At 56.3% G+C, this 26,723-nt stretch carries 21 protein-coding genes; 5 read left to right on the forward strand and 16 right to left on the reverse strand.

Annotated features, from left to right (window positions below):
* Nucleotides 1-196 precede the first annotated feature (196 nt).
* Nucleotides 197-556 (forward strand): 6-carboxytetrahydropterin synthase QueD, encoded by a 360-nt coding sequence (queD, locus tag LC417_RS14050; RefSeq protein WP_010248568.1) that lies wholly within the window; start codon nt 197-199, stop codon nt 554-556.
* A 109-nt stretch (nt 557-665) separates the two neighbouring features.
* Here the strand turns inward: queD and queE are convergent, their stop codons facing one another.
* The 6 genes from queE to rlmD form a co-directional block, all read right to left on the reverse strand.
* Nucleotides 666-1,337, reverse strand: coding sequence for a 7-carboxy-7-deazaguanine synthase QueE (queE, locus tag LC417_RS14055; RefSeq protein WP_010248569.1), 672 nt, complete (start codon nt 1,335-1,337; stop codon nt 666-668).
* A 400-nt stretch (nt 1,338-1,737) separates the two neighbouring features.
* The gene (gene eno, locus LC417_RS14060; RefSeq protein ID WP_010248571.1) at nt 1,738-3,033 is read right to left on the reverse strand and encodes a phosphopyruvate hydratase; all 1,296 of its coding nucleotides are present in this window, start codon (nt 3,031-3,033) and stop codon (nt 1,738-1,740) included.
* A 76-nt stretch (nt 3,034-3,109) separates the two neighbouring features.
* On the reverse strand, nt 3,110-4,747 hold the full coding sequence (gene pyrG, locus LC417_RS14065) for a glutamine hydrolyzing CTP synthase (protein WP_223566051.1): 1,638 nt from the start codon (nt 4,745-4,747) through the stop codon (nt 3,110-3,112).
* Between the two features lie 229 nt (nt 4,748-4,976).
* Nucleotides 4,977-5,765 carry a nucleoside triphosphate pyrophosphohydrolase gene (gene mazG, locus LC417_RS14070; protein WP_010248574.1) on the reverse strand — a complete coding sequence of 263 codons (789 nt, stop codon included), beginning with the start codon at nt 5,763-5,765 and terminating at the stop codon, nt 4,977-4,979.
* A 158-nt stretch (nt 5,766-5,923) separates the two neighbouring features.
* Nucleotides 5,924-8,155 carry a GTP diphosphokinase gene (relA, locus tag LC417_RS14075; protein ID WP_010248576.1) on the reverse strand — a complete coding sequence of 744 codons (2,232 nt, stop codon included), beginning with the start codon at nt 8,153-8,155 and terminating at the stop codon, nt 5,924-5,926.
* Between the two features lie 29 nt (nt 8,156-8,184).
* Nucleotides 8,185-9,501: a 23S rRNA (uracil(1939)-C(5))-methyltransferase RlmD gene (rlmD, locus tag LC417_RS14080; protein WP_223566052.1), complete on the reverse strand. Its 1,317-nt coding sequence runs from the start codon at nt 9,499-9,501 to the stop codon at nt 8,185-8,187.
* Nucleotides 9,502-9,595: 94 nt separating this feature from the next.
* Between rlmD and barA the strand changes: the two genes are divergently transcribed.
* Complete coding sequence (gene barA / locus LC417_RS14085; RefSeq protein ID WP_010248580.1) at nt 9,596-12,325, forward strand: two-component sensor histidine kinase BarA; 2,730 nt, start codon at nt 9,596-9,598, stop codon at nt 12,323-12,325.
* 54 nt (nt 12,326-12,379) lie between these two features.
* On the opposite strand, the gene LC417_RS14090 is transcribed toward barA, so the two are convergent.
* From LC417_RS14090 to LC417_RS14115, 6 genes are all read right to left on the reverse strand, one after another.
* Nucleotides 12,380-13,519, reverse strand: a complete 1,140-nt coding sequence (locus LC417_RS14090) for a glycerate kinase (protein ID WP_223566053.1) — start codon at nt 13,517-13,519, stop codon at nt 12,380-12,382.
* Between the two features lie 75 nt (nt 13,520-13,594).
* Nucleotides 13,595-14,479, reverse strand: a complete 885-nt coding sequence (gene garR, locus LC417_RS14095; RefSeq protein ID WP_010248583.1) for a 2-hydroxy-3-oxopropionate reductase — start codon at nt 14,477-14,479, stop codon at nt 13,595-13,597.
* Between the two features lie 19 nt (nt 14,480-14,498).
* Nucleotides 14,499-15,269 (reverse strand): 2-dehydro-3-deoxyglucarate aldolase, encoded by a 771-nt coding sequence (gene garL / locus LC417_RS14100; protein ID WP_010248585.1) that lies wholly within the window; start codon nt 15,267-15,269, stop codon nt 14,499-14,501.
* A gap of 45 nt (nt 15,270-15,314) precedes the next feature.
* Nucleotides 15,315-16,646, reverse strand: coding sequence for a glucarate dehydratase (gene gudD, locus LC417_RS14105; protein ID WP_010248587.1), 1,332 nt, complete (start codon nt 16,644-16,646; stop codon nt 15,315-15,317).
* A gap of 10 nt (nt 16,647-16,656) precedes the next feature.
* The gene (locus LC417_RS14110) at nt 16,657-18,003 is read right to left on the reverse strand and encodes a glucarate dehydratase family protein (protein ID WP_223566054.1); all 1,347 of its coding nucleotides are present in this window, start codon (nt 18,001-18,003) and stop codon (nt 16,657-16,659) included.
* Nucleotides 18,000-19,361: an MFS transporter gene (locus LC417_RS14115; protein WP_010248591.1), complete on the reverse strand. Its 1,362-nt coding sequence runs from the start codon at nt 19,359-19,361 to the stop codon at nt 18,000-18,002. The genes LC417_RS14110 and LC417_RS14115 overlap by 4 nt, the downstream gene beginning before the upstream one ends.
* A 574-nt stretch (nt 19,362-19,935) precedes the next feature.
* On the opposite strand from LC417_RS14115, the gene garD reads away from it, so the two are divergent.
* Nucleotides 19,936-21,495, forward strand: a complete 1,560-nt coding sequence (gene garD / locus LC417_RS14120; protein ID WP_223566055.1) for a galactarate dehydratase — start codon at nt 19,936-19,938, stop codon at nt 21,493-21,495.
* Nucleotides 21,496-21,573: 78 nt separating this feature from the next.
* Here the strand turns inward: garD and LC417_RS14125 are convergent, their stop codons facing one another.
* The 4 genes from LC417_RS14125 to syd all read right to left on the reverse strand — a co-directional run bounded on the left by LC417_RS14125 (nt 21,574) and on the right by syd (nt 24,277).
* Nucleotides 21,574-22,020, reverse strand: coding sequence for a flavodoxin (locus tag LC417_RS14125; protein WP_010248594.1), 447 nt, complete (start codon nt 22,018-22,020; stop codon nt 21,574-21,576).
* Nucleotides 22,021-22,032: 12 nt separating this feature from the next.
* Nucleotides 22,033-22,812, reverse strand: a complete 780-nt coding sequence (gene truC / locus LC417_RS14130) for a tRNA pseudouridine(65) synthase TruC (RefSeq protein ID WP_033769942.1) — start codon at nt 22,810-22,812, stop codon at nt 22,033-22,035.
* Nucleotides 22,812-23,141, reverse strand: a complete 330-nt coding sequence (locus LC417_RS14135) for a YqcC family protein (RefSeq protein WP_010248600.1) — start codon at nt 23,139-23,141, stop codon at nt 22,812-22,814. Before LC417_RS14135 ends, truC begins: the two co-directional genes overlap by 1 nt.
* Nucleotides 23,142-23,728: 587 nt before the next feature.
* Entirely contained in the window at nt 23,729-24,277 is a 549-nt protein-coding gene (gene syd, locus LC417_RS14140; protein ID WP_010672142.1) for a SecY-interacting protein, read from the reverse strand.
* Nucleotides 24,278-24,339: 62 nt separating this feature from the next.
* On the opposite strand from syd, the gene queF reads away from it, so the two are divergent.
* Together queF and ppnN are read left to right on the forward strand one after the other, a co-directional pair.
* On the forward strand, nt 24,340-25,185 hold the full coding sequence (gene queF, locus LC417_RS14145) for an NADPH-dependent 7-cyano-7-deazaguanine reductase QueF (RefSeq protein WP_022623809.1): 846 nt from the start codon (nt 24,340-24,342) through the stop codon (nt 25,183-25,185).
* A 169-nt stretch (nt 25,186-25,354) separates the two neighbouring features.
* Nucleotides 25,355-26,719 (forward strand): nucleotide 5'-monophosphate nucleosidase PpnN, encoded by a 1,365-nt coding sequence (gene ppnN / locus LC417_RS14150; RefSeq protein ID WP_010248605.1) that lies wholly within the window; start codon nt 25,355-25,357, stop codon nt 26,717-26,719.
* The last annotated feature ends 4 nt before the right edge of the window (nt 26,720-26,723 follow it).

Here is a 26,723-nt window from a genome sequence, read left to right on the forward strand (position 1 = left end):
AAATAACCAAAATGACTAAATGGTTTTCCAGGTAGGAATAATCGTTAAAAGTGGTAAGCAAAGCGGTGATATATCAGTTAATTAGCTGGACGACACTGTATAAACGCGCAGGAAAAGTATCGGTTTGTGCGGTTCGGGTGCGAAAAAAGCGGTAATCAGGTAGAATTCAGCGGTTTTTTAATGTCTGAGAACCATTATGTCTACCACCTTGTTTAAAGAGTTCCAGTTCGAAGCCGCGCATCATCTACCGAATGTGCCGGCCGGACACAAATGTGGCCGTCTGCACGGTCATTCGTTCCTGGTTCGTCTGGAGATTACCGGCGAAGTGGATGCGCATACCGGCTGGGTTATGGATTTTGCTGAGCTGAAGGCGGCGTTTAAGCCTGTCTACAATCGGCTGGACCACTACTATCTGAATGATATTCCCGGCCTGGAAAATCCCACCAGCGAAGTGCTGGCGAAATGGATCTGGGATCAGATGAAGCCGCAACTGCCGCTGCTTAGCGCGGTGATGATCAAAGAAACCTGCACCGCAGGCTGCGTTTACCGCGGCTAACCCTGTCGGATCGAACCCTTCGATCCGACACGGCTCTTCTCTCCATCCCGCCTCTGACGCTCAACGCTTCCCTGTGGTTAACGGCTCATTGCGTGCCGCGTTATCAGGATCAGGCGATATTGAGATATTTATGGGTCTGCATCGACAGACGCCAGTTACGGGCAATGCAGGTCTCAATACAGAGCCGGGTTGCATCATCTTTGCGGCTGATTGGCTGCAGGGCGATGATACGCGCTTTGGTGTCATCAATGCCTGCCAGCAGCCGATCCAGCGCTTCCACATCACGCTCGCGCGCCACCGGATGCTTGATTTCATCGGCCCGGCTCAGCGCCTGGGGCAGCACATCGTAGCCGCCGCGCATGTTGACCTTCGGCGAGACGGTCACCCAGGTCCGTTCAGAACAGTGAATCTCGTGGGTTCCGCTGGTCTCAATCTGGCACTGGAAACCGTGCTGCTCCAGCGCAGTGGTTAACGGACGCAGATCGTAAATCGCCGGTTCACCACCGGTGATGACCACATGACGCGCCGTCCAGCCCTGCTGCGCAATGGCACTCACCAGGGTCGCCGCGTCGGCATCACCCCAGGCGTCGCTTTCCACCGTCTTGATCAAAATATCGCCCAGCGACGTTTCCCGATCTGTCCGCTTTTCCCAGGTGTGTTTGGTATCGCACCAGCTACAGCCCACCGGGCATCCCTGCAAACGAATGAAAATGGCAGGCACGCCGGTGTAATAACCTTCGCCCTGCAGTGTCTGGAACATTTCGTTAATCGGGTATTGCATTACGGACTCGCTTGAAAAAAACAGGGCGCTGATTATGGCAGATTTGCCGCGCAGCTCAACCACGCGTTGTGCCTTTTCTCCGCGCCGGACAAAACACAAATGAGGGGCTTCAGACGGCTGACAGGCTCAGAACGTGGATGGCCAGGACCGAAGAGCAAAGCCTCCCGCGCTCAGGACAAAAACGCCGGAAGCGTTTTTGAACAACGCAAAACGTTGTCCCGGTAACGGGCGTACCTCAGGGATGAGGTGCGTAATCGCGCGGACCCGGCCGGCAGAGATGCCGCTTTGGCGATCGGGCCTTTCCATCTGCGTCTGCACACCGCCACCAACAAAAAGCCCCGCACAAGGCGGGGCTTCAGAGGCCGATGATGTCACTTAGCGCGACATCAACGCACAGTCATTACTGACCTTTAACTTCTTTCAGACCGTTGAATGGCGCTTTAGAACCCAGCGCTTCTTCGATACGGATCAGCTGGTTGTACTTAGCAACACGGTCAGAACGGCTCATTGAACCGGTTTTGATCTGGCCCGCTGCAGTACCTACCGCCAGGTCAGCGATGGTCGCATCTTCGGTTTCGCCTGAACGGTGAGAGATCACGGCAGTGTAGCCCGCGTCTTTCGCCATTTTGATCGCAGCCAGAGTTTCGGTCAGAGAACCGATCTGGTTGAATTTGATCAGAATGGAGTTAGCGATACCTTTATCGATACCTTCTTTCAGGATTTTGGTGTTGGTAACGAACAGGTCATCACCCACCAGCTGGATTTTGTCGCCCAGTACTTTGGTCTGGTAAGCGAAGCCGTCCCAGTCAGATTCGTCCAGGCCATCTTCGATAGAAACGATCGGATACTGTTTAGTCAGATCTTCCAGGAAGTGGGTGAACTCTTCAGAGGTAAACGATTTACCGCCTTCACCGGCCAGAACGTATTTGCCATCTTTGTAGAACTCAGATGCCGCACAGTCCATCGCCAGGGTGATGTCTTTGCCCAGCTCGTAGCCTGCTGCTTTTACCGCTTCAGCGATAACAGCCAGCGCTTCGGCGTTGGAACCCAGGTTTGGCGCGTAGCCGCCTTCGTCACCCACTGCAGTGCTCATGCCTTTGCTTTTCAGCACTTTTGCCAGGCTGTGGAACACTTCAGAACCCATACGGATGGCTTCTTTCAGGTTCGGAGCGCCAACCGGCTGGATCATGAATTCCTGGATGTCGACGTTGTTGTCGGCATGTTCGCCGCCGTTGATGATGTTCATCATTGGCAGTGGCATAGAGTATTTGCCTGGGGTGCCGTTCAGTTCAGCGATGTGCTCATACAGCGGCTGACCTTTAGAGGCTGCAGCGGCTTTAGCAGCTGCCAGTGAAACAGCCAGAATGGCGTTAGCACCGAAGTTAGATTTGTTCTCAGTACCGTCCAGGTCAATCATGATCTTATCGATGTTCGCCTGATCTTTCGCGTCTTTGCCTTTTACCGCTTCAGCAATCGGACCGTTTACTGCAGCAACGGCTTTGGTTACGCCTTTGCCCAGATAACGTGATTTGTCACCGTCACGCAGTTCCAGCGCTTCGCGTGAACCGGTAGAGGCACCTGATGGCGCAGCTGCCAGGCCTACGAAACCGCCTTCCAGATGCACTTCAGCTTCAACAGTCGGGTTACCACGTGAGTCGATAATTTCGCGACCGATGACTTTTACGATTTTGGACATTACGATTTTCCTCAGTACAAGTTAGTCAATCCTAAGACAAGCAACGCGCGAAAAGTTCGCGCGCTGCCTGTGAAACTTACTTCGCTAAACGCTTCTGATGCTCATGTGCGGATTTAACAAAGCCGGCAAACAACGGATGGCCGTCGCGTGGGGTCGAGGTAAACTCAGGATGGAACTGGCAGGCCACAAACCACGGATGGTTCGGGATCTCGATAATCTCAACCAGTTGATCATCACCAGAGCGACCTGCTACGCGCAGACCGGCTGCTTCAATCTGCTTTAACAGCATATTGTTCACTTCATAGCGGTGGCGATGGCGCTCAACGATAGTGTCAGAGCCGTAGAGCTGGCGAACCTGGCTGCCCGGCGTTAACTGACACTGCTGGCTGCCCAGACGCATGGTGCCGCCCAGATCGCTCTGCTCGCTGCGGACTTCGACGTTGCCATCTTCGTCACGCCATTCGGTGATTAATGCCACCACCGGATATTTACAGTCTGGCACAAATTCCGTGGAGTTGGCGCCCGGCATCCCGGCGACATTGCGGGCGAACTCCATCAGCGCAACCTGCATGCCCAGGCAGATGCCCAGGTACGGCACGTTGTTTTCACGTGCATACTGCGCGGTCATCAGCTTGCCTTCCACGCCACGGTAACCGAAGCCACCCGGGATCAGAATCGCATCCAGATCTTTCAGTAATTCGACACCGCGTGATTCAACATCCTGCGAATCGATCAGTTTGATGTTCACGGTGACGCGATTTTTCAGGCCGCCATGTTTCAGCGCTTCGATGACCGACTTGTAGGCATCCGGCAATTCCACATACTTGCCCACCATACCGATGGTGACTTCACCACCCGGATTGGCTTCTTCGTAGATCACCTGCTCCCATTCGGCCAGGTTGGCTTCCGGTGCATTCAGGTTGAAGCGCTTGCAGATATAGTCATCCAGGCCCTGCGATTTCAGCATGCCAGGAATCTTGTAGATGGAATCAACGTCTTTCAGCGAGATAACCGCTTTTTCAGGGACGTTACAGAACAGGGCGATTTTAGCGCGTTCGTTGGCCGGTACGGCACGGTCAGAACGGCAAATCAGCACGTCTGGCTGAATACCAATCGACAGCAGCTCTTTCACCGAGTGCTGGGTCGGTTTGGTTTTCACTTCACCGGCAGCCGCCATATACGGCACCAGCGTCAGGTGCATATACATGGTGTGTTCGCGGCCCACATCAACGGCCATCTGGCGAATCGCTTCCAGGAACGGCAGTGATTCGATATCACCGACCGTGCCGCCGATTTCGACCAGTACCACATCATGACCTTCACCACCTTCAATAATGCGTTCTTTGATGGCGTTGGTGATGTGCGGAATAACCTGAATGGTTGCGCCCAGATAGTCGCCACGGCGCTCTTTGCGCAGGACTTCTGAGTAGATACGGCCAGTGGTGAAGTTGTTACGACGCGACATTTTGGTACGGATGAAGCGCTCGTAGTGACCCAAATCCAGATCGGTTTCAGCGCCGTCATCAGTGACGAAAACTTCACCGTGCTGCGTCGGGCTCATGGTGCCTGGATCCACGTTGATATACGGGTCCAGCTTCATGATGGTCACGTTCAGACCACGGGCTTCGAGAATGGCTGCGAGGGAGGCTGCGGCAATGCCTTTACCCAGAGAGGAAACGACCCCGCCGGTCACAAAAATATAATTCGTTGTCATGCTGAACCTGAGAGTTTAGGTTTAAAGACGGTGGAATAACCAAGACGGGAAAACAGTATACTGGAAACCGCTATCAGCCACAATTGATGAATCACCGCCATCCTCCAACGCATTGCTTCGGCTAACATAGCCGATAGCCGCCAATGAAATGTTGACGTGCGTCACAAAGTTGCCGTCAGGCTGAATCGAGTAAGCGAAAGCGGTGACTTTATGCACAGCGCTGGAATAATCAGCGCTTCTCGCCCCGTTTCACCTGCTGCCAGGCGGCTTCCATCTGCTCCAGCGTGGCACCCGGCATACTTAACCCCTGTGCAGCGATGATCGCTTCGACTTCGCGGAAGCGGCGCTCAAACTTGTCGTTGGCCTTTTGCAGCGCAGTTTCCGCTTTGCTTCCCAGATGGCGCGACAGGTTAACCGTGGCGAACAGCAGGTCGCCAATCTCCTCTTCCAGCTTCTCACCATCCACCACACTCTGCTGCGCCTCGTGCATCACTTCATCAATCTCTTCATGCACCTTAGCCACCACCGGCCCCAGCGTGGTCCAGTCGAATCCGACATTGTGACAACGCTTCTGAATCTTGTGGGCGCGCATCAGTGCGGGCAGTGCCTTAGGGATATCATCCAGCGCCGAATGCTGGGCTTTGTCAGCCCGCTCAGCGGTTTTTATCGCTTCCCAGTTTTTCAGCACTTCGCTGCTGGTTTCTGCTGTGGCATCGCCAAAAATGTGTGGATGACGGCGCTCCAGCTTGTCGCTGATTGCGTGGCAGACATCCTCAAAATTAAAGCGATCCTGTTCGCTGGCCATCTGCGCATAGAACACCACCTGAAACAGCAGATCGCCCAGCTCACCGCGCAGATCGTCAAAATCTTCGCGCTGGATAGCGTCCAGCACTTCGTAGGTCTCTTCCAGCGTATAGGGCGCGATGGTGGCGAAGGTCTGTTCACGATCCCACGGACAGCCATGTTGTGGATCGCGCAGGGTTTTCATTATGCCAAGCAGGCGCTCAATAGCGTTCATTCAGGAGGATCCTTGATTAGTGAGATGACAGGCAACGGGCGAAGAGGCAAAGCGTACAACACGGCAGGACGCTATTCACCGCGTCCGGCCGTGTCTGGTGGTGCAGAAAACGCCTGCGCAACCTCCAGCTGCCGGTTGCCTCAGTGCCTGCCTGAATATCAGTGCAGGCGACGGGCGTCAATGATATCAGAGACCTGGTTCAGACGCGCCAGGACACGTCCCAGTACCTGATGGTTGTAGATCTCGATATCCATGTCGATGGTCGCCAGCTGTTTTTTGGTGTCGCTGCGGCTTGAGACGCCCAGGACATTCACTTTCTCGTTGGCGAGAATGGTGGTGATGTCACGCAGTAAGCCGCTGCGATCGTTGGCGGTCACGCGCACCACCAGCGAATAGCCGCTGGAGTAGCTTTCGCCCCACACCGCATCGACGATACGTTCCGGCGCATGCGAAATGAGTTCAGCCAGCTGGTCGCAGTCAGCGCGATGAATAGAGATGCCGCGCCCCTGGGTGATGAAGCCGACAATATCATCCCCCGGAATCGGCTGGCAGCAGCGGGCAATGTGGTGCATCAGGTTGCCCACGCCCTCCACGACGACACGTCCGCTCTCTTTGCGTGAAGAGGGAGTGTACGATTTCTGGGTCAGCTGACGCAGCGCTTCGCGATCTTCCTCTTCGGCGCTCGGCTTATTGAGCTTCGCCTGCAGGAAGTTAACCATCTGGTTAAGACGAATATCGCCGCCGCCAATCGCCGCCAGCAGCTCTTCAAGCGAGGTGACGTTATAGCGCGGCAGCAGCAGTTTTTCGGCTTCACGCAGGCTGATATCCAGCTGATTCAGTTCGTTATCCAGAATCTGCCGTCCGGCGATAATATTCTTGTCGCGATCCTGCTTGCGGAACCAGTTGTGGATCTTCGAGCGTCCACGGTTGGTGGTGATGTAGCCCAGATTCGGATTGAGCCAGTCGCGGCTCGGGTTCGGCTGCTTCTGGGTGATCACCTCAACCTGATCGCCCATCTGCAGCTGGTAGGTGAACGGCACGATGCGGCCACCGATTTTCGCGCCGATGCAGCGGTGACCGATGTCGCTGTGAATATGATAGGCAAAGTCGAGCGGCGTCGATCCAGCGGGCAGATCCACCACGTCGCCTTTCGGGGTAAAGACGTAGACCCGGTCATCGAACACCTGGCTGCGGACCTCTTCCAGCAGTTCGCCGGAGTCCGCCATCTCTTCCTGCCAGCTGATGAGCTTACGCAGCCAGGCGATCCGCTCTTCATGACCGGCCGCGCCACGCGCGCTGCTGGAAGTTGGCCCCTCTTTATATTTCCAGTGCGCCGCCACGCCCAGCTCGGCATCTTCATGCATCTGGCGGGTACGGATCTGGATTTCCACCGTTTTGCCCTGCGGCCCTAACACCACCGTATGAATCGACTGGTAGCCGTTGGGTTTGGGGTTAGCGACGTAGTCATCGAATTCACTGGGCAGATGGCGATAGAGCGTATGCACCGTACCCAGCGCACCGTAGCAATCCTGCAGGCGATCGGCGACGATGCGCACCGCCCGCACGTCAAACAGCTCATCAAAGGCCAGCGATTTTTTCTGCATCTTGCGCCAGATGCTGTAGATATGTTTGGGACGGCCATAGACTTCGGCGCGCACGCCCTCTTTGACCATCTCTTTGCGCAGATTACTGACGAAGTTTTCGATGTACTGCTCACGGTCAATACGCCGCTCATGCAGTAATTTGGCGATGCGCTTATATTCGTCGGGATGCAGGTAGCGGAAGCAGTAATCTTCCAGCTCCCATTTGAGCTGACCAATACCGAGACGGTTGGCCAGTGGCGCATAGATATTGGTGCTCTCTTTGGCGGCCAGTACGCGCTCATCTTCCGGCGCATCTTTCATTTCGCGCAGGTTCATGATGCGTTCAGCCAGCTTCAGCACTACGCAGCGGAAATCTTCCACCATCGCCAGCAGCATGCGGCGGACGTTATCCACCTGTTCAGAGGCCATGGAGTCGTTGTGGATCGCTTTCAGCTGGCGGATAGCGTCCATATCGCGCACGCCGTGTACCAGCGAGACAATGCCTTTGCCGACTGCGGTTTCCAGCTCCTCTTCACTCACCACTTCATCGTTAGCCAGCGGGAAAATCAGCGCCGCACACAGGCTTTCGATATCCATGCTGAGCATTGAGAGGATTTCAACCATCTCAATACCGCGCCACAGCAGCAGCGACTGATCAGGATGGCCCTGCGTCTGCGCTTCGCAGTAGCGCCAGGTCTCGGCCACACGTTGACATGATTGCGGGTTGGCAATACCGAGACTGGCGATCCACTGGTCGAGGGCGAAATCCCCCTCAGTATTTAAATGCGCACTTCTGACCGCAACCATAACCTCTCCTGCACAACGACATACATCGCTTATGTTTTTCTGAACAGCACCATGGATTCGAGATGACGGGTATGTGGGAACATATCCAGCATCGCGACCCTTTCCAATTGGTAGCCTGCCGACAGCAATGTCTGGCTGTCGCGGGCGAGTGTGGTGGGATTACACGAAACATAGACCACGCGATCTGGTGCAAGTTTAACCACATGCGCCATTACGCCCGCAGCCCCGGCGCGTGCCGGATCGAGTAATACCTTGTTAAATCCCTGTGCCGCCCACGGCTGGCGCGACACATCTTCTTCCAGATTATGCTGAAAGAAACTGACATTTTTAAGATTATTCAAATCAGCATTATACGCTGCCTGCCGCACTAATGCTGCAATCCCCTCCACACCAACCACATTATGTACGAAGATTCCTATAGGAAGTGTGAAGTTTCCCATGCCGCAAAACAGATCCAGCACCCGGTCTTCCGGCTGCAGATCGAGCCAGGCAATTGCCTTTGCGACCATCTGCTGATTAACACTGTCGTTAACCTGAATAAAATCCTGTGGGCTGAAGGTTAGCTTAATCTGGTGAGATTGATAAAACGGCGTCGACTTACTTAACGCACTCAATTCTTCCTCGCCCGCATCCAGGAACAGCATCAGCTGATGCTTATGCGAAAACTGTTCCAGTTTTTCACGGTCATCCGCATGCAGCGCATCAAGATGGCGCAGAATCATCAGCGGCCCGTTGTCTGCCAGCACCAGCTCCACATGCCCGAGACGCCTGACGGCGCGTAAGTCACTGAGACACTGGTGCAATGGAACCAGTAAAGCCTCAAGTTCGGGCACTAAAATGGGGCATTGCTGAATATCGACCAGATCGTTGCTGGCTTCCTGACGGAAGCCCATCTGCAAACGCTGCGCCTTATTTTGCCATTGCAGCCCCAGACGGGCGCGACGACGATAGCCCCAGGGCTGACCGGCGATCACCTCATCCACCGCCACGTCTTGTGCGGCGGCCTGGCGCAGCATCCGGCTCAGCGCCTGGGCTTTGCTCTGCTGTTGCAGCGCTACATCGGCATGCTGCTGCTGGCAGCCGCCGCAGCGTTCATAATGCGGGCAGCGGGGCGTGACGCGCGCCGGACTGCGGCTAATCAGTCGTGTCACTTTCGCCCGGGCAAATTGACGTTTATCCTCTGTCAGCATGACCTCCGCCTGTTCCCCAGGCAGGGCACCGGCAACAAAAAGGGTTTTGCCCTTGTGACGCGCCACACCTTGTCCGAACGGATCGAGCGCCTCAATGGTGACGGTGATCCGTTGTTGCGTCGTCACGCGCTGTTTTGCAACGTAAAATTGCGCCATAGTGTTATTAATTCTCTTTATCGAAAACGACCTGCATTGTTTTTGTCGACAGCATGCACAGGGACGTTAATGCCGGAGTAGCCAGGCGACTATTATGACCAAATACAGCCTGCGGGCGCGAATGATGATTTTAATTCTGGCACCCACGCTGATGGTTGGCCTGCTGCTCAGCTCATTTTTTGTGGTGCACCGCTACAATGAACTGCAGCGCCAGGTTATCGATGCCGGAGCCAATATCATTGAACCGCTGGCGATCTCCAGTGAATACAGCATGACCTGGCACAACCGTGACGCCATGCGTGAACTGGTCAGCCTGCTGCACCGCCGCCATTCCGGCATCGTCCGGGCGATCTCGGTGTTTGATAATCACAACCAGCTCTACGTCACCTCTAATCACAAGCAGAACCTCAGCCTGCTGCAACAGGATGATATCCGCGCCCTGCCCGACGATGTCTCCATGGAGCGTCACGGCAACGTATTGATTCTGCGCACACCGATCACCACCGAGCGTTACGATGTGGATGAATTGCCGGACGAAGATGCCAAGCCGTCGGGCAATCCGCTGGGCTACGTGGCGATAGAACTGGATCTGCAGTCGGTGCGCCTGCAGCAGTACAAAGAGGTGTTTGTCGCCACGCTGATGCTGCTCTTCTGCCTCTGCCTGGCCATGCTGTTTGCCTATCGTCTGATGCGCGATGTCACCGGCCCGATCCGCAATATGGTCACCACCGTTGACCGCATCCGTCGCGGCCAGCTCGACAGCCGCGTTGAGGGATACATGCTGGGTGAACTCAGCATTCTGAAAAACGGGATTAATGCGATGGCGATGTCGCTGACCGCCTATCACGAAGAGATGCAGCACAATATCGATCAGGCGACCTACGATCTGCGAGAGACGCTGGAACAGCTGGAGATTCAGAACGTTGAGCTGGATTTGGCGAAGAAACGCGCCCAGGAAGCGGCGCGTATCAAATCTGAGTTTCTGGCCAATATGTCGCATGAGCTGCGGACGCCGCTTAATGGCGTGCTGGGCTTTACCCGGCAGATGCTGAAAACCCAGCTGCGCACCACCCAGCGCGACTATATGCAGACCATTGAACGTTCAGCCAATAACCTGCTCAGTATTATCAATGACGTGCTCGATTTCTCGAAGCTGGAAGCGGGCAAACTGATGCTGGAGGCGATCCCCTTCCCGCTGCGTGCCACACTGGATGAAACGCTGGTGCTGCTGGCCCCGTCGGCGCATGACAAAGGGCTGGAGCTGACGGTGGTGTGTGACAGCAGCGTGCCGGACAACGTGATTGGCGATGCGCTGCGCCTGCAACAGATTCTGATTAACCTGATCGGTAACGCCATCAAGTTTACCGAGAAAGGATATATCGGCCTGCGTGTCGGACAGCGGGTGATTACGCAGTCGCGCGTCGAGCTGGAGATTCAGGTTGAAGATAGCGGCATCGGCATCTCTGAGCAGCAACAGACACAGCTGTTCCAGGCGTTCCGTCAGGCTGACGCCAGCATTTCGCGCCGTCATGGCGGCACCGGGCTGGGGCTGGTGATCACCCAGAAACTGGTGCGGGAGATGGGCGGCGAAATCACCTTCAGCAGTCAGCCGGACAAGGGCTCCACCTTTGTGATTCGCGTGCAGCTGGATCTCAATCCCAATGCGCCCGGCATGCCACGCGTGCTGGATGCGCTGTCACATGCGCGCATTGCCTATGTTGAAGCGGATGCTAACGTTGCCAGCGCAGCACTGGAGATGTTAAGCGCCACACCATTGCAGATCGATTACAGCGAAACGCTGGAGGGATTAAAAGCGTCTCACTATCCGCTGCTGCTGATGGCGATGCCGGTCGACATCAGCCAGCCTGAGCTGCTCAATGAACGCATGATTAATGCGCTGCTGGATCGGGCCGACAACGTGCTGATGGCGCTCCCCAGCCCGATGATGTTGCTGGCAGATGAGCTGAAGGTACGCGGCATCGACGGTTGCATCGCTAAACCGATCTCCCTGACGCGACTCCTGCCGATGTTACTGGATCTGCATACCCGTCAGATCAGTGAACTGCCGCTTTCACCCCGGCTGCCGCTGACGGTGATGGCGGTGGATGATAACCCCGCCAACCTCAAGCTGATTGGCGCGCTGCTGGAGGAGCAGGTGCAGAACATCCTGCTGTGCAGCAGCGCCGAACACGCCATCCGTGAGGCACGTCAGCAGTCGCTGGATGTGATTCTGATGGATATTCAGATGCCGGACATCGATGGCATTCGCGCCAGCGAAATTATCCGCAGCATGCCGCATCATGCCAGTACACCGATTGTGGCGGTCACCGCCCATGCGATTGATGGCGAGCGTGAGCAATTGATCAAGGCGGGCATGAATGACTATCTTGCCAAACCGATTGATGAGAGCAAGTTAAGACAGTTGCTGGCGCGCTATACGCCACCACCAGTGGTCACCGTGCCGGAACTGCTGCCAATATTACCCACGCTGGACTGGCAACTGGCGCTGCGACAGGCGGCGAACAAAGCCGATCTGGCGCGCGATCTGCTGCGGATGCTGCTGGAATTTTTACCGGAAGTGCATGCGAAGATGGCGCAGTTTATGTCGACCAATGAGGTCAACGCCCTGCGTGAGATTATTCACAAGCTGCACGGCAGTGCCAGCTACAGCGGCGTGCCGCGCATGAAGCAACTCTGCCATCAGCTGGAAAGAGAGCTGCTGGAGGCCAGCGATATCGCTGCGCTGGAGCCGGAACTGCTGGAGCTGCAGGATGAGATGGAGAACGTCGCCCGAGAAGCCCGCCAGCTGTTAGGGATTGGATAAGGCTGGCGGTGAGTTAAACCCGGCCGATGTGCAGTGGCCGGGTAATGCTGGTGGTTAGTTAAACCCGGCCAGCTTTAACGTGGCTGCCACATTACGCGCCGTCATCTCAACATTCTTTCCGGCGCTGGCGAGTGCCTCATCCAGGGAACAGATGCTGTAGAGCACGCTGAATACCGCATCGATCCCGTGCTGATGCACCACGCCGACATCGGCCGTCAGGCTTCCGGCGATGCCAATCACCGGCTTATTAAAGCGCTTTGCCACGCTGGCGACGCCGATCGGCACCTTGCCATTAATACTCTGGCTGTCGATACGCCCTTCACCGGTAATTACCAGGTCAGCATCTTTTACCTCTTCCGCCAGCCCCAGCGCTTCAGTAACAATCTCAATGCCGCGTCGCAGCTCCGCCTGACAAAAGGCGTGCAGCGCCGCCCCCATACCGCCCGCTGCGCCGCCGCCCGGAATATGCAGCACATCAATATCGAGATCGCGGTGAATAATCGCGGCGTAATGGGCCAGCGCCTGATCGAGCTGCTGCACCAGCGCCGGTGTCGCCCCTTTCTGCGGGCCGAAAATGGCCGATGCACCCTCTTTGCCCGTCAGCGGATTCGTGACGTCACAGGCCACTTCAATGCGGCACTGATGAATGCGGGTGTCCAGCGCGTCAATATCGATGCTGGCAAGATCGGCGAGTGCACCGCCACCGTGACCGATCTCGCAGCCCTGGTCGTCCAGCAGCCGGGCGCCCAGCGCCTGCATCATGCCGGCTCCGCCATCATTGGTGGCGCTGCCGCCGATACCAATGATGATGTGGCCGACCCCCTTATCCAGCGCATGTCTGATCAACTCGCCGGTGCCAAATGAGGTCGTTATCAGCGGGTCACGCTGCGATGCAGGCACCCGCTCCAGTCCACTGGCCGCTGCCATTTCGATATAGGCGGTGGACTCATCGCCGGACAGGCCATAGAAGGCGTCGACCTGTGTTCCCAGCGGCCCCGTCACCTTCAGACTGACGATTTTTCCCTTCGTCGCCGCCACCATCGCTTCTACCGTTCCTTCACCGCCGTCGGCGACCGGTATTTTCACGTAATGCGCATCGGGAAAGATGTCACGGAAACCCGCTTCAATCGCCGATGCCACATCCAGGGCGGATAAACTCTCTTTATATGAATCCGGTGCGATTACGATTTTCATAGGCAATCCGAGCGCAGTTGAGTAATTGAAACGGCTCTGAACCAGTCCGGTTTCCGCAGAGACCGACACCGGGTTTTAGCGGGCGATTTCAACCTTCGCTAACTTCTCATAATAGCAGGCCAGCGCGCTGTGGTCGGCGCTACCCTGCCCGTCGTTACGCAGCGCCTGCATCATCTCCATCACAGCCGCCGTCAGCGGCAGATGCGCGCCGATGCTGTGCGAGGTATCCAGCGCGTTCGCCAGATCTTTGATATGCAGGTCAATGCGGAAGCCGGGTTTGAAGTTGCGATCCATCACCATGGGCGCTTTGGCATCCAGTACCGTACTGCCGGCCAGGCCGCCACGAATCGCCTGATAGACCAGATCCGGATTCACACCCGCTTTGGTCGCCAGTGATAACGCCTCGGACATCGCCGCAATATTCAGCGCCACAATCACCTGGTTGGCCAGCTTAGTCACGTTACCCGCACCGATGTCGCCGGTATGCACCACCGATCCCGCCATCGATTTCATGATGTCGTAGCAGGTATCGAACACCGCTTTATCACCGCCGACCATCACAGAGAGCGTGCCTTCAATCGCTTTGGGTTCACCGCCACTGACCGGCGCATCCAGCATTTTGATCCCTTTTTCTGCCAGCGCATCGTGGACTTCACGGCTCGCCAGCGGCGCAATTGAGCTCATGTCGATGACCACCAGGCCTGGCTTCGCCCCTTCGATAATGCCATTTTTACCCAGGCAGACTTCGATGACCTGCGGCGAGTTGGGCACCATGGTAATCACCACATCGCACTGCTCAGCCACCTCTTTTGGCGATTTCGCCACGGTCGCGCCCAGTTCAGTCAGTTCCGCTTCGTTGTCAGCGTTATGATCGCGCACCACCAGCGAATAACCGGCTTTCACCAGATTTTTACTCATTGGTTTGCCCATAATACCCAGGCCGATAAATCCAATTTTCATTGCGTTTCCCCTTGATTGATTAGCGCTTAAATTTGTCGCATAACGCCTGAGAGGCGTTGCGGAACATACCGACATCGCTGCCGACGGCGACAAAAGTGGCACCCCACTCCAGATAACGACGCGCGTCCGCTTCCACCGGTGCCAGAATGCCGCTCGGCTTACCGGCGGCTTTGGCGCGTTCAAAAATGTGTTTAATCACTTTCAGCACTTCAGGATGCGCAGGCTGACCGAGATAGCCCAGCGCAGCAGAGAGATCGCCCGGCCCGACAAAAATACCGTCGACACCGTCCACCGCCGCGATGGCGTCAATGTTGTCGACCGCCTGCTGGGTTTCGATCTGCACCAGCACCGTGATGTTGTCATTGATGGTGCTGTTGTAATCCGGCAGGGTGCCGTACATGTTGCTGCGGTGCGAAACCGAGACACCGCGAATGCCGGCTGGCGGATAGCGCGTTGAAGCGACGGCACGCACTGCTTCCTCTTCGGTCTCGACAAATGGCACCAGGAAGTTGTTAAACCCGATATCCAGCAGACGCTTAATGATCACCGGCTCGTTGCAGGGCGGACGCACCACGGGCGCACTGTGGCTGCCTTTAAGCGCCATCAGCTGTGGCACAAACGTGGTGATATCGTTGGGCGCGTGTTCACCATCCAGGACCAGCCAGTCAAAACCGGCCAGCCCTAAAATCTCGGTTGAGATCGGGCTGGCAAGCGCACACCAGCTGCCGATCAGGGTTTCACCCGCTAACAAACGACGACGAAATCCATTTGGCCAGGCTGCATTACTCATGGTTAAACTCCTGTGACGATGGCTCCCCGTGGGGAGCCGAAAAGGTTAACGTACCAGGCAGGGACGTTTGTTGTCGTAGGTCCATCCCGGCACTAAAAATTGCATCGCTTCGGCATCGTCACGCGCGCCCAGCCCCTGCTTCTGATAGAGCGCGTTGGCCTGCATCACCTGATCCATATCCAGCTCGACGCCGAGACCGGGCTTCTGCGGTACCTGCACCATGCCGCCTTTGATCTGGAATGGCTCTTTGGTCAGGCGCTGATTGCCCTCCTGCCAGATCCAGTGGGTATCAATGGCGGTGATCGCGCCCGGCGCGGCAGCGGCGACGTGGGTGAACATCGCCAGCGAAATGTCGAAGTGGTTATTGGAGTGCGAGCCCCATGTCAGGCCGAAGTCGTGACACATCTGTGCTACCCGCACCGAACCCTGCATGGTCCAGAAGTGCGGATCCGCCAGCGGAATGTCCACCGACTGCAGCGACAGGGTATGGCCCATCTGACGCCAGTCGGTGGCGATCATATTGGTGGCGGTTGGCATGCCGGTGGCGCGACGGAACTCCGCCATCACTTCACGGCCGGAGTAGCCCTGCTCTGCGCCACAGGGATCTTCTGCGTAGGCGAGCACATCTTTGAGCTGTTTGCCGAGCATGATCGCCTCGTTGAGCGACCAGGCCCCGTTGGGATCAAGGGTGATACGGGCTTCAGGAAAACGCTTAGCCAGCGCAGTAACCGCTTCGGCCTCTTCGCCGCCGCGCAGTACGCCGCCTTTGAGTTTGAAATCGTTGAAGCCATATTTCTCATACGCCGCTTCCGCCAGCCGCACCACCGTCTCCGGGGTTAGCGCTTCTTCGTGGCGCAGGCGATACCAGTCGCAGGGATCGCTCTCCTGGCTCTGGTAAGAGAGGGACGTTTTGCGGCGGTCGCCGATGTAGAAGAGATAGCCGAGCATCTCAACGCGGTCGCGCTGCTGTCCGTCGCCCAGCAGCGAGGCCACATTAACCTCCAGATGCTGACCCAGCAGATCGAGCAGCGCCGCTTCAATGCCGGTCACCACATGAATAGTGGTGCGCAGATCGAAGGTCTGGGTGCCGCGCCCGCTGGCATCGCGGTCGGCGAAGGTGCTGCGCACCAGGCTGAGAATGTTTTTGTATTCGCCCACGGTTTTGCCAATCACCAGCGACGCTGCATCTTCCAGCGTCTGGCGGATTTTTTCGCCGCCCGGGATTTCGCCGACGCCGGTGTGTCCGGCGTTATCTTTGATAATCACAATGTTGCGGGTAAAGAATGGCGAGTGAGCGCCGCTGAGGTTCAGCAGCATGCTGTCGTAGCCTGCGACCGGAATAACCTGCATGGCGGTGACTTTCGGTGTTGAACTCATCTCCTGCTCCTTATGCTGTTGCTCGGCCAAATGCCGGGCGTTTGCGATCAAATGTCCAGCCGGGGACCAGATATTGCATCGCCGTAGCGTCGTTACGCGCACCGGCGGGCAGTGACTGATAAAGCTGATTGGCTTTGTTTACCTGCTCCCAGTCGAGCTCAATGCCCAGACCCGGCGCATCCGGTACCGCAATTTTCCCGTTGCGGATTTGCAGCGGATTTTTCGTCAGGCGCTGATCGCCCTCCTGCCAGATCCAGTGGGTATCAATCGCGGTAGGATTACCTGGCGCCGCCGCACCCACATGGGTGAACATCGCCAGCGAAATATCGAAGTGGTTATTGGAGTGGCAGCCCCAGGTGAGGCCCCACTCATCGCAGAGCTGCGCGACCCGCACGGCACCGTTCAGCGTCCAGAAGTGAGGATCCGCCAGCGGAATATCGACCGCATTGAGCATCACCGCGTGATTCATCTCGCGCCAGTTGGTGGCGATCATATTGGTGGCCACCGGTAAGCCGGTTGCGCGCCGGAACTCGGCCATCACTTCACGTCCCGAATAGCCCTGCTCCGCGCCGCACGGATCTTCAGCGTAGCTCAGCACATCCTGCATCCCTTTACACAGCGCTATCGCCTCGTCCAGCAGCCAGGCGCCGTTCGGGTCGACCGTAATGCGGGCGTCGGGAAAGCGCTGCTTCAGCGCCGCCGCGGTGGCAATCTCCTGCTCGCCCGGCAACACGCCGCCTTTGAGCTTAAAATCTTTGAAGCCATATTTATCCGCAGCCGCCTCAGCCAGCCGTACCACGGCATCGCTGGTCAGCGCTTCCTGATGACGCAGGTGATACCAGTCGTGGCTGGCCTGCTCACCACTCAGATAGGGCAGATCGGTCTTGCGGCGGTCACCGAGATAGAACAGATAGCCCAGCACCGTCACTTCATCACGCTGTTTACCTGGCCCCAGCAGTTCAGCCACCGGTACGCCCAGACACTGTCCCAGCAGATCAAGCAGCGCCGCTTCCAGCGCAGCTACCGCGTTGACCCGCAACTCAAAAGTCCAGGCACCGTTGCCGAAGGTGGTGAAGTCAGCCGACTGATTGCCTTTGTGCACCTGTTGTACCAGACGGTTCATTCGCGCAATCTGCTGGCCTTTCACCTGCGGAATCGCCTCTACCAGCGTCTGATAGATGGTGTCGCCGCCGGGGGCTTCACCGACGCCGGTGTGACCGGCGCTGTCAGTGAGAACCACAATATTGCGGGTAAAACAGGCGTTGTGCGCACCGCCAATATTGAGCAGCATGCTGTCATAACCGGCGACCGGGATAACCTGCATCTCAGTAATCACCGGCGAACTTTGCGTATTCATAATGCATCCTTACCGGGCCAGGTTTTCAGTTCGACACGTTTGATATCGCCCGCGATCACCAGGAAGCTGAATGCGGCGACAAAGGCGTGAATACCGACATAGATCAGCGCGCCTTCAAAGGAGCCGCTGGTGGCGATGATGTAACCGATGGCGATAGGCGTCACGATGCCAGAGAAGTTACCGAACATGTTGAACAGACCGCCGCTCAGGCCACTGATCTCTTTCGGCGCAGTATCTGCCATCACCGCCCAGCCCAGCGCACCGATGCCTTTACCAAAGAACGCCAGTGCCATGAAGAACACCACCACCCATTCGGTATCGGTGTAGTTACACATCACCATCGAAATAGAGAGCAGCATGCCGAGCACGATCGGCGTTTTACGCGCGATATTCAGCGAGCCGGTTTTACGCATCAGCCAGTCGGAGATCACCCCGCCCAGTACGCCGCCGAGGAAGCCGCACACCGCCGGAATCGAGGCAATAAAGCCCGCTTTGAGAATCGACATGCCGCGCGCCTGTACCAGATAGACCGGGAACCAGGTGATAAAAAAGTAGGTTAAGGCGTTAACGCAGTACTGACCGAGGTAGATACCCAGCATCATGCGTGACGTCAGCAGCTGTTTGATCTGGAACCACTTCTCGCTCCAGCTCACTTTGCGGCTATCCTTTTTGACATCCATGTTGATCAGCGCACCGCCCTGCTCCATGTACTCCAGTTCGGCTTTATTCACGCCAGGGTGATCGGTGGGATCGTGGATCACTTTCAGCCAGATGAAGCTGAGGATGATGCCCAGGCCGCCCATGAACCAGAACACGTGCGCCCAGCCCACGGAAGAGACCAGCCAGCCCATGATGGGCGCGAAGATAACGGTGGCGAAGTATTGGGCCGAGTTGAAGATCGCCACGGCCGTGCCGCGCTCCTGCGCCGGAAACCAGGCCGCGACAATGCGGCTGTTGCCAGGGAAAGAGGGCGCTTCGGCCAGTCCCACCAGGAAGCGCAGAATAAACAGCGACATGATGATGCCGAAGCCGCTGAACAGATCGACGAACCCTTGCAAAAAGGTAAAGAGCGACCAGGTAAAGATGCTCCAGAAATAGACGCGTTTTGAGCCGAAGCGGTCAAGCAGCCAGCCGCCCGGAATCTGACCAATAACATACGCCCATGAGAAGGCAGAGAAGATATAGCCGAGTCCGACCGAATCGAGGCCAATATCTTTTGACATCGCCGAACCGGCAATCGAAATCGTTGCGCGGTCACCGTAGTTGAATGAGGTGACGATAAATAACATCACCACAATCCAGTAACGGGCATTGGTGCGTTTCTGCACCGTTTCCGCGGTCTGGCTGAAACTATTCATGATGCACTCCTGAAATATAGCGTGAGCTACATTCGCTCTGACTGCATACACATCGCGTTGGGTATCAGAGAGAAGTTGGGTTAAACACGGCGATCTTTTTGTTTTGGCAAACTTTATTTATCCATCCGGTGTCTGGCAGCCGCGGCGGTTAATAATCCCAGGCAACCTCTTTCGGATGAATAATACGTCGTGACAGATAACCTGACTTTGGCTAACGGAACTCAGTATAAGAACAGCCTGTGGCGATCACATTGGCGCATCGCCCTGGAATAATCGCCTTATTGAAGTGATTGTCTTGCGGATGCACAAAAGCCTGCGGTATAGCTCACGAAAGTGGCAAATATCCGTGCAAAATCCGCCCCGGATAACGCTTTCCCACGCTGTTTGTGAGGGTCTTCACTTGCTTTTGGATAATCGACCCAAAACAGCGAGGTGAATTGCCTTAATGGTGGTCATTTGCACAATGCGCGACCCGCCCCGCCTCCCTATAATGAAGCTGGCAAACAAGGGCGTGACAGGTCAGATCATTACAGCGTGCCGTACAAGTACGGTACGACAGACAGGAAGGTGAGCGATGAACCCAAAAACAGATGAACAACCGCTCTATATCAAAGTCCATGAGCACGACAATGTGGCGATTGTGGTTAACAGCCTCGGTCTGCCAGCCGGTACGCAGTTTGCGGATGGTCTGACCCTCACAGAGCATGTGCCGCAGGGCCACAAAGTGGCGCTTAGCGCGATTAATCAGGGTGCAGAGATCATGCGTTATGGCGAAGTCATTGGCTATGCATTGCGGGATATTGCCCAGGGCAGCTGGATTGACGAGTCACTGGTTGCGCTGCCGGAAGCCCCTCCGCTGGAGAGTCTGCCGTTAGCCACTCAGGTTCCGCCTGATTTGCCGCCGCTGGAGGGCTATACCTTTGAAGGTTACCGCAATGCGGATGGCAGCGTAGGCACGCGTAACCTGCTCGGCATCACCACCAGCGTCCACTGCGTGGCCGGTGTGGTGGATCATGTCGTACAGATCATTGAACGGGATTTACTGCCGCGCTATCCGAACGTGGATGGTGTGGTTGCCCTGAACCACCTTTATGGCTGTGGTGTGGCGATCAACGCACCGGCGGCGGTCGTGCCGATTCGCACCATTCATAACCTGGCGCTGAATGCGAATTTCGGCGGCGAAGTGATGATCGTCAGCCTCGGCTGTGAAAAGTTACAGCCAGAGCGTCTGCTGACTGGCACCCCCGACGTGCAGGCGATTTCGCTGGACGACCATGACATCGTGCGTCTGCAGGATGAAAAGCTGGTGGGCTTTGGCGCGATGGTCAATGAGATTCTGCAGGTGGCGGAGCGTCATCTCCAGCGGCTGAATCAGCGCCAGCGCGAAACCTGCTCTGCAGCAGAACTGATTGTCGGCATGCAGTGTGGTGGCAGCGATGCGTTTTCGGGCGTGACGGCAAATCCGGCAGTGGGCTTCGCCTCTGATCTGCTGGTGCGTTGCGGTGCCACCGTGATGTTCTCGGAAGTCACTGAAGTGCGTGATGCGATTCACCTGCTGACGCCCCGGGTGATTAATCAGGAAGTCGGTAAGCGCTTACTGGAGGAGATGGCCTGGTATGACAATTACCTCGACCAGGGCCAGACCGATCGTAGCGCTAACCCGTCGCCGGGCAATAAAAAAGGCGGGCTGGCGAACGTAGTGGAAAAAGCACTTGGCTCGATCGCAAAATCGGGACGCAGCGCCATTGTTGAAGTGCTCTCTCCCGGCCAGCGGCCCACGCGACGCGGATTGATCTACGCAGCGACGCCCGCCAGCGATTTTGTCTGCGGTACGCAGCAGCTGGCATCCGGTATCACCCTGCAGGTGTTTACTACTGGTCGCGGTACGCCTTACGGTCTGGCCGCGATTCCGGTGATCAAGATGGCGACGCGTAATGCGCTGGCAGAGCGCTGGCACGATCTGATGGACATCAATGCCGGGACGATTGCTACCGGTGAAGAGAGTATTGAGCAGGTGGGCTGGCGACTGTTTGAGTTGATTCTGGATATCGCCAGTGGCAGGAAGCAGACCTGGTCCGATCGCTGGGGCATTCGTAATCAGTTGGCGGTGTTTAACCCGGCGCCTGTCACCTGACAGTGCACTCAACGGATATCGCCGTGCGCACACTACAGGCTTATCTCTGTTAAGGCAGAGATAAGCCTGGCCTTGCAATCAGAGCTGCGCGCCCCAGGCTTCAACCCACGGCGAGGTTACCGCCTCCGGTTCCGGATTTTCAGTGGCATCAACCAGTAACACCTCACCAACCCGCTGAGCGCCCTGCTCCTGCAGCAGCGCGTCAAAGGTTTTACCCGCGCCACAGAAATGGTCATAGCTGCTGTCACCTAGCGCAATCACGCCATAGCGCAGCGCGGGCTGATGACCGAGCTGATCTTTTATCGCATGAAACAGACCTGAAATCGTGTCGGGAAAATCGCCATGCCCGGTAGTAGAAGTGACAATTAACGCCACGTCGCTGGCATAGTTTTGCCAGTCAGCCAGCGTCGGATCGTCAAACACCGTTACGCTGTGCCCCTGCTGCTGCAGAATGGGCTCTGCTTCTTCCGCGACCAGTAGCGCATTGCCATATACCGTACCTACAAAAATGCCAATCTTTGCCATCTGCTTTCTCCCTTATTCTGAAACGTTATCCTGTCCTGGCGCTGCGTCAAACTCAACCCGCGGCACCTCAGGAATGCGATCCTGCCAGCCAAACTGGTTCATCAGATTCTGCCAGACGCCATCCAGTCCGGCGCGAAGCAGCAACGGTTCACCGGTTACCGGATGAGTTAATGCCAGGCTGCTGGCGTGCAGCATCAGGCGGTTAGCGCCAAAATGTTCGGCAGCACCCCGGTTCTGACGCAGATCGCCGTGCGCCGAATCGCCAATAATCGGATGACGCAGGTGTGACATATGACGACGCAGCTGATGCTTGCGACCGGTTTTAGGAGCCAGTTCAACCAGGCTATAACGCGAAGTGGGATAACGGCCAATGCCGACCGGCATCTCGACCGTTGCCAGTGACTGATAATCGGTGACCGCGGGCTGTGCGGTGCGCGCTTCCGTGGCGTGTTTATCGGCAATCTTATCCAGCTCTTCCACCAGCGGATAATCGAGCGTCCCGCTGCTCTCCAGCCAGCCGCGAACCACAGCGTGGTAGGTTTTCTGCATCTGGTGCTGTTCAAACTGCTGGGAAAGCAGACGTCCGACTTCACTGGAGAGCCCCATCAGCAGTACCCCTGACGTGGGCTTGTCGAGACGATGCGCCGTAAACACATGCTGCCCAATCTGATCACGAACGGTCTGCATCACAAACACCGTTTCATGGCGATCCAGCCAGCTGCGATGAACCAGCCAGCCGCTGGGCTTGTTGACGGCAACCAGCCACTCATCCTGATAGAGTATCTCCAGCATCAGTGGGCAGCATCCGTGATTAACGCATCAAGTTGACGCAGGGTCAGCAACAGAGGCGCAATACCCGGCTGGTCAGGCACCAGAGCCACCTCATAATAGGGGGCCACGGCAAAATTTTGTGGTAACGGATGTCGGGCCGCAATCAGGGCATGCATCCGGGGGACTAACACCCACTGGAGCCACTGCAGCGGCTCCAGCGTATCCAGGCAAAAGGGTTCGCGGCTCTCGAGCGCCCCCTCGGCCGGCGGGGTACTCTGCCAGAGATGATGCTCACGCATCACCGCTTCCAGTTGTTCCAGCCGTTGCGTAATCAATTGTTCATGCGCCATGCGCCACCTCCGCGAGCAGTCAAAAATGGGCGGCAAGCATATCACTTGTTGGCACAGGCACAAAAAAAGGGAGCACTGTATAAACAGTGCTCCCGGTTCGTTTGCAGCCATCCCGCCACGTTAATGCTCCCTGCTCTTCCATGACAACTTGTCCAGTGCGAACTCCTGTCGCGCATCGTCCTGATGTATCCTTAGCATCCTGGCCCACCACCTCTTCTGAGGGGGTTCTCATTCTCCATCCTGGAGGTGTCCCTTGCTCAATCCTGAGCGATCCTGTTTCGTCCTGAAACCTTCCGTGTGCCGTAAGCTCCGTTACGTTCCTGCCTCATGGCTTATCATCATCCTGACGATATCTTTTTCCTGAGCCTCCTGCAGTGCGAAACATTTTGACAGAACTCGTTACGCGCACAAGGTACTCACAGCAGAACTTTACGAAATGTGCGGCGTAAATTCAGATAAACGCCATTAAGTTGATGATTCACAATATTTTTACATCTCAGCCTTCCGGAAGTCTCACCTGTTATATAGCGATCTCTCACAGCACATGTAAGAGATGTCTCACAAGATCAGGGGCAAATCACTGCAACTCAGATGATAACCGGTTGTAATGACTTAAGAAATATCTCAAGCGTTTCCGCTAATTTTACACGCTGTTTACCGCCGGGCTGCTCCAGAATCACTTCGCCGCTGAGATTAGAAAGCGAGATGATCTCCTGTTCTGACTCGGTGGTGGCGATAAACAGCGTAGGCGACTGTTTAAGGCGGCGCTGCATCACCAGATGCCCGATCAGATTCTCCTGTAAACGCAGGAAATCATCCTCACTCCAGACCTGTAAGAGTGTCAGCTGATTCTCACCAAAACTGGCCTGCATATCGCCGGCAAACTGCGTGGTATAGAAAGCCGTGATCTGCGGCTGGAGCTGGATGTCGATCGCCCGCTCAACCGCATCCAGCGTCTGTGGCAGAGTAAAAGGCTGCGGCTGCCAGACGACCCGCTGATCGCGATCCTCCAGGGCACAGGGCGAAGGTACACCAAAGAGATCGCTGCTGGCCGGCGCATGCCCGGCCTGCTGAAGCCAGTGCTGGCAGTATCGGGTGGTAAAGTCGCGCAACGCGGCGGCAGTTTGCTGCATCATTCATATTCTCACTTCTGATGGGTTACACTTAGCCACTTTGATTAATTTTGGTGGTAACCGCAATGACTACTCACGAACAGGATCAGGCACTCAGCAACCTGACGCTGGGCAAACCCACAGCCTATCACGATCATTATGACAACAGCTTACTGCAGGCGGTGCCGCGCAGCCTGAATCGTGAACCCCTTGGCCTGTTTCCCGACAGTCTGCCCTTTACCGGCAGTGATATCTGGACCCTGTATGAACTCTCGTGGCTCAACAGCAAAGGTCTGCCACAGGTCGCCGTTGGCGAAGTGGTGCTCGATGCGCAGAGCCGCAACCTTATCGAGTCAAAAAGCTTCAAACTCTACCTTAACAGTTTCAACCAGACCCGCTTTGCCGACTGGGGCGAGGTTCGTCAGACGCTGGAGCGGGACCTGAGTGCCTGTGCTGAAGGTGAAGCGCGGGTCGCGCTGTTCCGTCTCAATGAAGTGGAAGGTCAGCCCATCGGCCATTTTGAGGGGGTTTGTATTGATGAGCAGGATATCGCCATAGAGGATTACCGCTTCAATGCTGACTATCTGGCCGATGCTGCGGGCAGCGAAATCGTTGAAGAGACGCTGGTCAGCCACCTGCTCAAGTCAAACTGTCTGATTACCAATCAGCCCGACTGGGGCTCCGTGATGATTCGTTATAAAGGCCCGCGTATCGACCGTGAAGCGCTGCTGCGCTATCTGGTCTCATTCCGCCAGCACAACGAATTTCACGAGCAGTGTGTCGAACGTATTTTTAATGATGTGATGCGTTTCTGCCATCCGGAAGCGCTGACGGTGTATGCACGCTACACCCGTCGTGGCGGACTGGATATCAATCCATGGCGCACTAATGTGCCCTTCTCGCCCGGTTTTTCGCGGCTGGTCCGTCAGTAGTTTGCGAGACTTCTCGCAGGCTGCATGCACTAAGCGCAGTTCCGCTTGAGCTGTGCGGGCCGACAAGGCTACTCTGGTGATGGCGGCTACCTGCGGGTGGCCGACCAGGGATTTTCGTCACTGCCGTTGCAGTGCCAACACGCACCCAGGCGGGTGTAAAGGAGTTCATTTGATTACCCATATCAGCCCTCTTGGCTCGATGGATCTGCTTTCACAGCTGGAAGTCGATATGCTCAAGCGCACAGCCAGCAGCGACCTCTACCAGCTGTTTCGCAACTGCTCTCTTGCCGTGCTTAACTCCGGCAGCCAGACTGACAGCAGCCAGGAGCTGCTCTCCCGCTTTGAAAATTTCGACATCAATGTGTTGCGCCGTGAGCGCGGCGTCAAACTGGAGCTGATCAATCCACCGGAAGAGGCGTTTGTGGATGGACGCATCATCCGTTCACTGCAGGCTAACCTGTTTGCGGTGCTGCGTGACATCCTGTTTGTCAGCGGCCAGCTCAACATGCCGGGTCGGTTAACTGCGGCTGAAGAAAATGACTCCGCCACTATTACCAACACCGTGTTTTCCATTCTGCGTAACGCGCGGGCGCTGCACATCGGCGAGTATCCCAACACCGTGGTCTGCTGGGGCGGTCACTCGATCAACGCCGTTGAGTACCAGTATTGCCGCAATGTCGGAACTCAGCTTGGACTGCGTGAACTGAACATCTGTACCGGCTGCGGGCCGGGCGTGATGGAAGCGCCAATGAAAGGGGCCGCCGTAGGCCATGCTCAGCAGCGCTATCGTGACAGCCGCTTTATCGGCCTGACCGAACCCTCCATCATTGCGGCAGAACCGCCGAATCCGCTGGTGAATGAGTTGATCATCATGCCGGACATCGAAAAACGTCTGGAAGCTTTTGTGCGCATCGCCCATGGCATTATCATTTTCCCGGGCGGCGTAGGGACCGCAGAAGAGTTGCTCTATCTGCTGGGCATCCTGATGAATCCGCAGAACAGCGATCAGGTATTACCGCTGATCCTGACCGGGCCGGAAGAGAGCGCCGACTACTTCCGCGTGCTGGATGATTTCATCGTTAACACCCTGGGCGAACAGGCGCGTAAGCATTATCAGATCATCATCAACGATGCAGCCGAAGTGGCGCGTCTGATGAAGAAAGCGATGCCGCAGGTAAAAGAGAATCGTCGCGAAACCGGCGATGCTTACAGCTTTAACTGGTCGATTCGCATTGAACCCGATCTGCAGGTGCCGTTCCTGCCAACCCATGAAAATATGGCGAATCTCAATCTCTACACCAATCAGCCACCCGAAAAGCTGGCTGCTGACCTGCGCCGCGCCTTCTCAGGTATCGTAGCCGGTAACGTCAAAGAGATGGGCATCCGCGAAATCCGCGAGAAGGGACGCTACAAACTCCATGGCGACCCCGACATCATGCACCGCATGGATGAGCTGCTTCAGGGATTCGTTGCACAGCAACGCATGAAACTGCCAGGCACCGCCTACATTCCCTGCTACGAAATTATCAAATAAACCA

The sequence above is a fragment of the Pantoea sp. OVA07A genome (assembly GCF_019969975.1).
Lineage (GTDB): Bacteria > Pseudomonadota > Gammaproteobacteria > Enterobacterales > Enterobacteriaceae > Pantoea > Pantoea agglomerans.

Bases quoted from the DNA above. Each gene is read 5' to 3' on its own strand.
- syd (WP_010672142.1), bottom strand. From the start codon at position 24,277: ATGATGCAGCAAACTGCCGCCGCGTTGCGCGACTTTACCACCCGATAC.
- LC417_RS14090 (WP_223566053.1), bottom strand. From the start codon at position 13,519: ATGAAAATCGTAATCGCACCGGATTCATATAAAGAGAGTTTATCCGCC.
- barA (WP_010248580.1), top strand. From the start codon at position 9,596: ATGACCAAATACAGCCTGCGGGCGCGAATGATGATTTTAATTCTGGCA.
- LC417_RS14110 (WP_223566054.1), bottom strand. From the start codon at position 18,003: ATGAATACGCAAAGTTCGCCGGTGATTACTGAGATGCAGGTTATCCCG.
- rlmD (WP_223566052.1), bottom strand. From the start codon at position 9,501: ATGGCGCAATTTTACGTTGCAAAACAGCGCGTGACGACGCAACAACGG.
- gudD (WP_010248587.1), bottom strand. From the start codon at position 16,646: ATGAGTTCAACACCGAAAGTCACCGCCATGCAGGTTATTCCGGTCGCA.
- LC417_RS14115 (WP_010248591.1), bottom strand. From the start codon at position 19,361: ATGAATAGTTTCAGCCAGACCGCGGAAACGGTGCAGAAACGCACCAAT.
- queF (WP_022623809.1), top strand. From the start codon at position 24,340: ATGACTACTCACGAACAGGATCAGGCACTCAGCAACCTGACGCTGGGC.
- eno (WP_010248571.1), bottom strand. From the start codon at position 3,033: ATGTCCAAAATCGTAAAAGTCATCGGTCGCGAAATTATCGACTCACGT.
- garL (WP_010248585.1), bottom strand. From the start codon at position 15,269: ATGAGTAATGCAGCCTGGCCAAATGGATTTCGTCGTCGTTTGTTAGCG.
- LC417_RS14135 (WP_010248600.1), bottom strand. From the start codon at position 23,141: ATGGCGCATGAACAATTGATTACGCAACGGCTGGAACAACTGGAAGCG.
- truC (WP_033769942.1), bottom strand. From the start codon at position 22,812: ATGCTGGAGATACTCTATCAGGATGAGTGGCTGGTTGCCGTCAACAAG.
- relA (WP_010248576.1), bottom strand. From the start codon at position 8,155: ATGGTTGCGGTCAGAAGTGCGCATTTAAATACTGAGGGGGATTTCGCC.
- garR (WP_010248583.1), bottom strand. From the start codon at position 14,479: ATGAAAATTGGATTTATCGGCCTGGGTATTATGGGCAAACCAATGAGT.
- queE (WP_010248569.1), bottom strand. From the start codon at position 1,337: ATGCAATACCCGATTAACGAAATGTTCCAGACACTGCAGGGCGAAGGT.
- garD (WP_223566055.1), top strand. From the start codon at position 19,936: ATGAACCCAAAAACAGATGAACAACCGCTCTATATCAAAGTCCATGAG.
- LC417_RS14125 (WP_010248594.1), bottom strand. From the start codon at position 22,020: ATGGCAAAGATTGGCATTTTTGTAGGTACGGTATATGGCAATGCGCTA.
- mazG (WP_010248574.1), bottom strand. From the start codon at position 5,765: ATGAACGCTATTGAGCGCCTGCTTGGCATAATGAAAACCCTGCGCGAT.
- queD (WP_010248568.1), top strand. From the start codon at position 197: ATGTCTACCACCTTGTTTAAAGAGTTCCAGTTCGAAGCCGCGCATCAT.
- pyrG (WP_223566051.1), bottom strand. From the start codon at position 4,747: ATGACAACGAATTATATTTTTGTGACCGGCGGGGTCGTTTCCTCTCTG.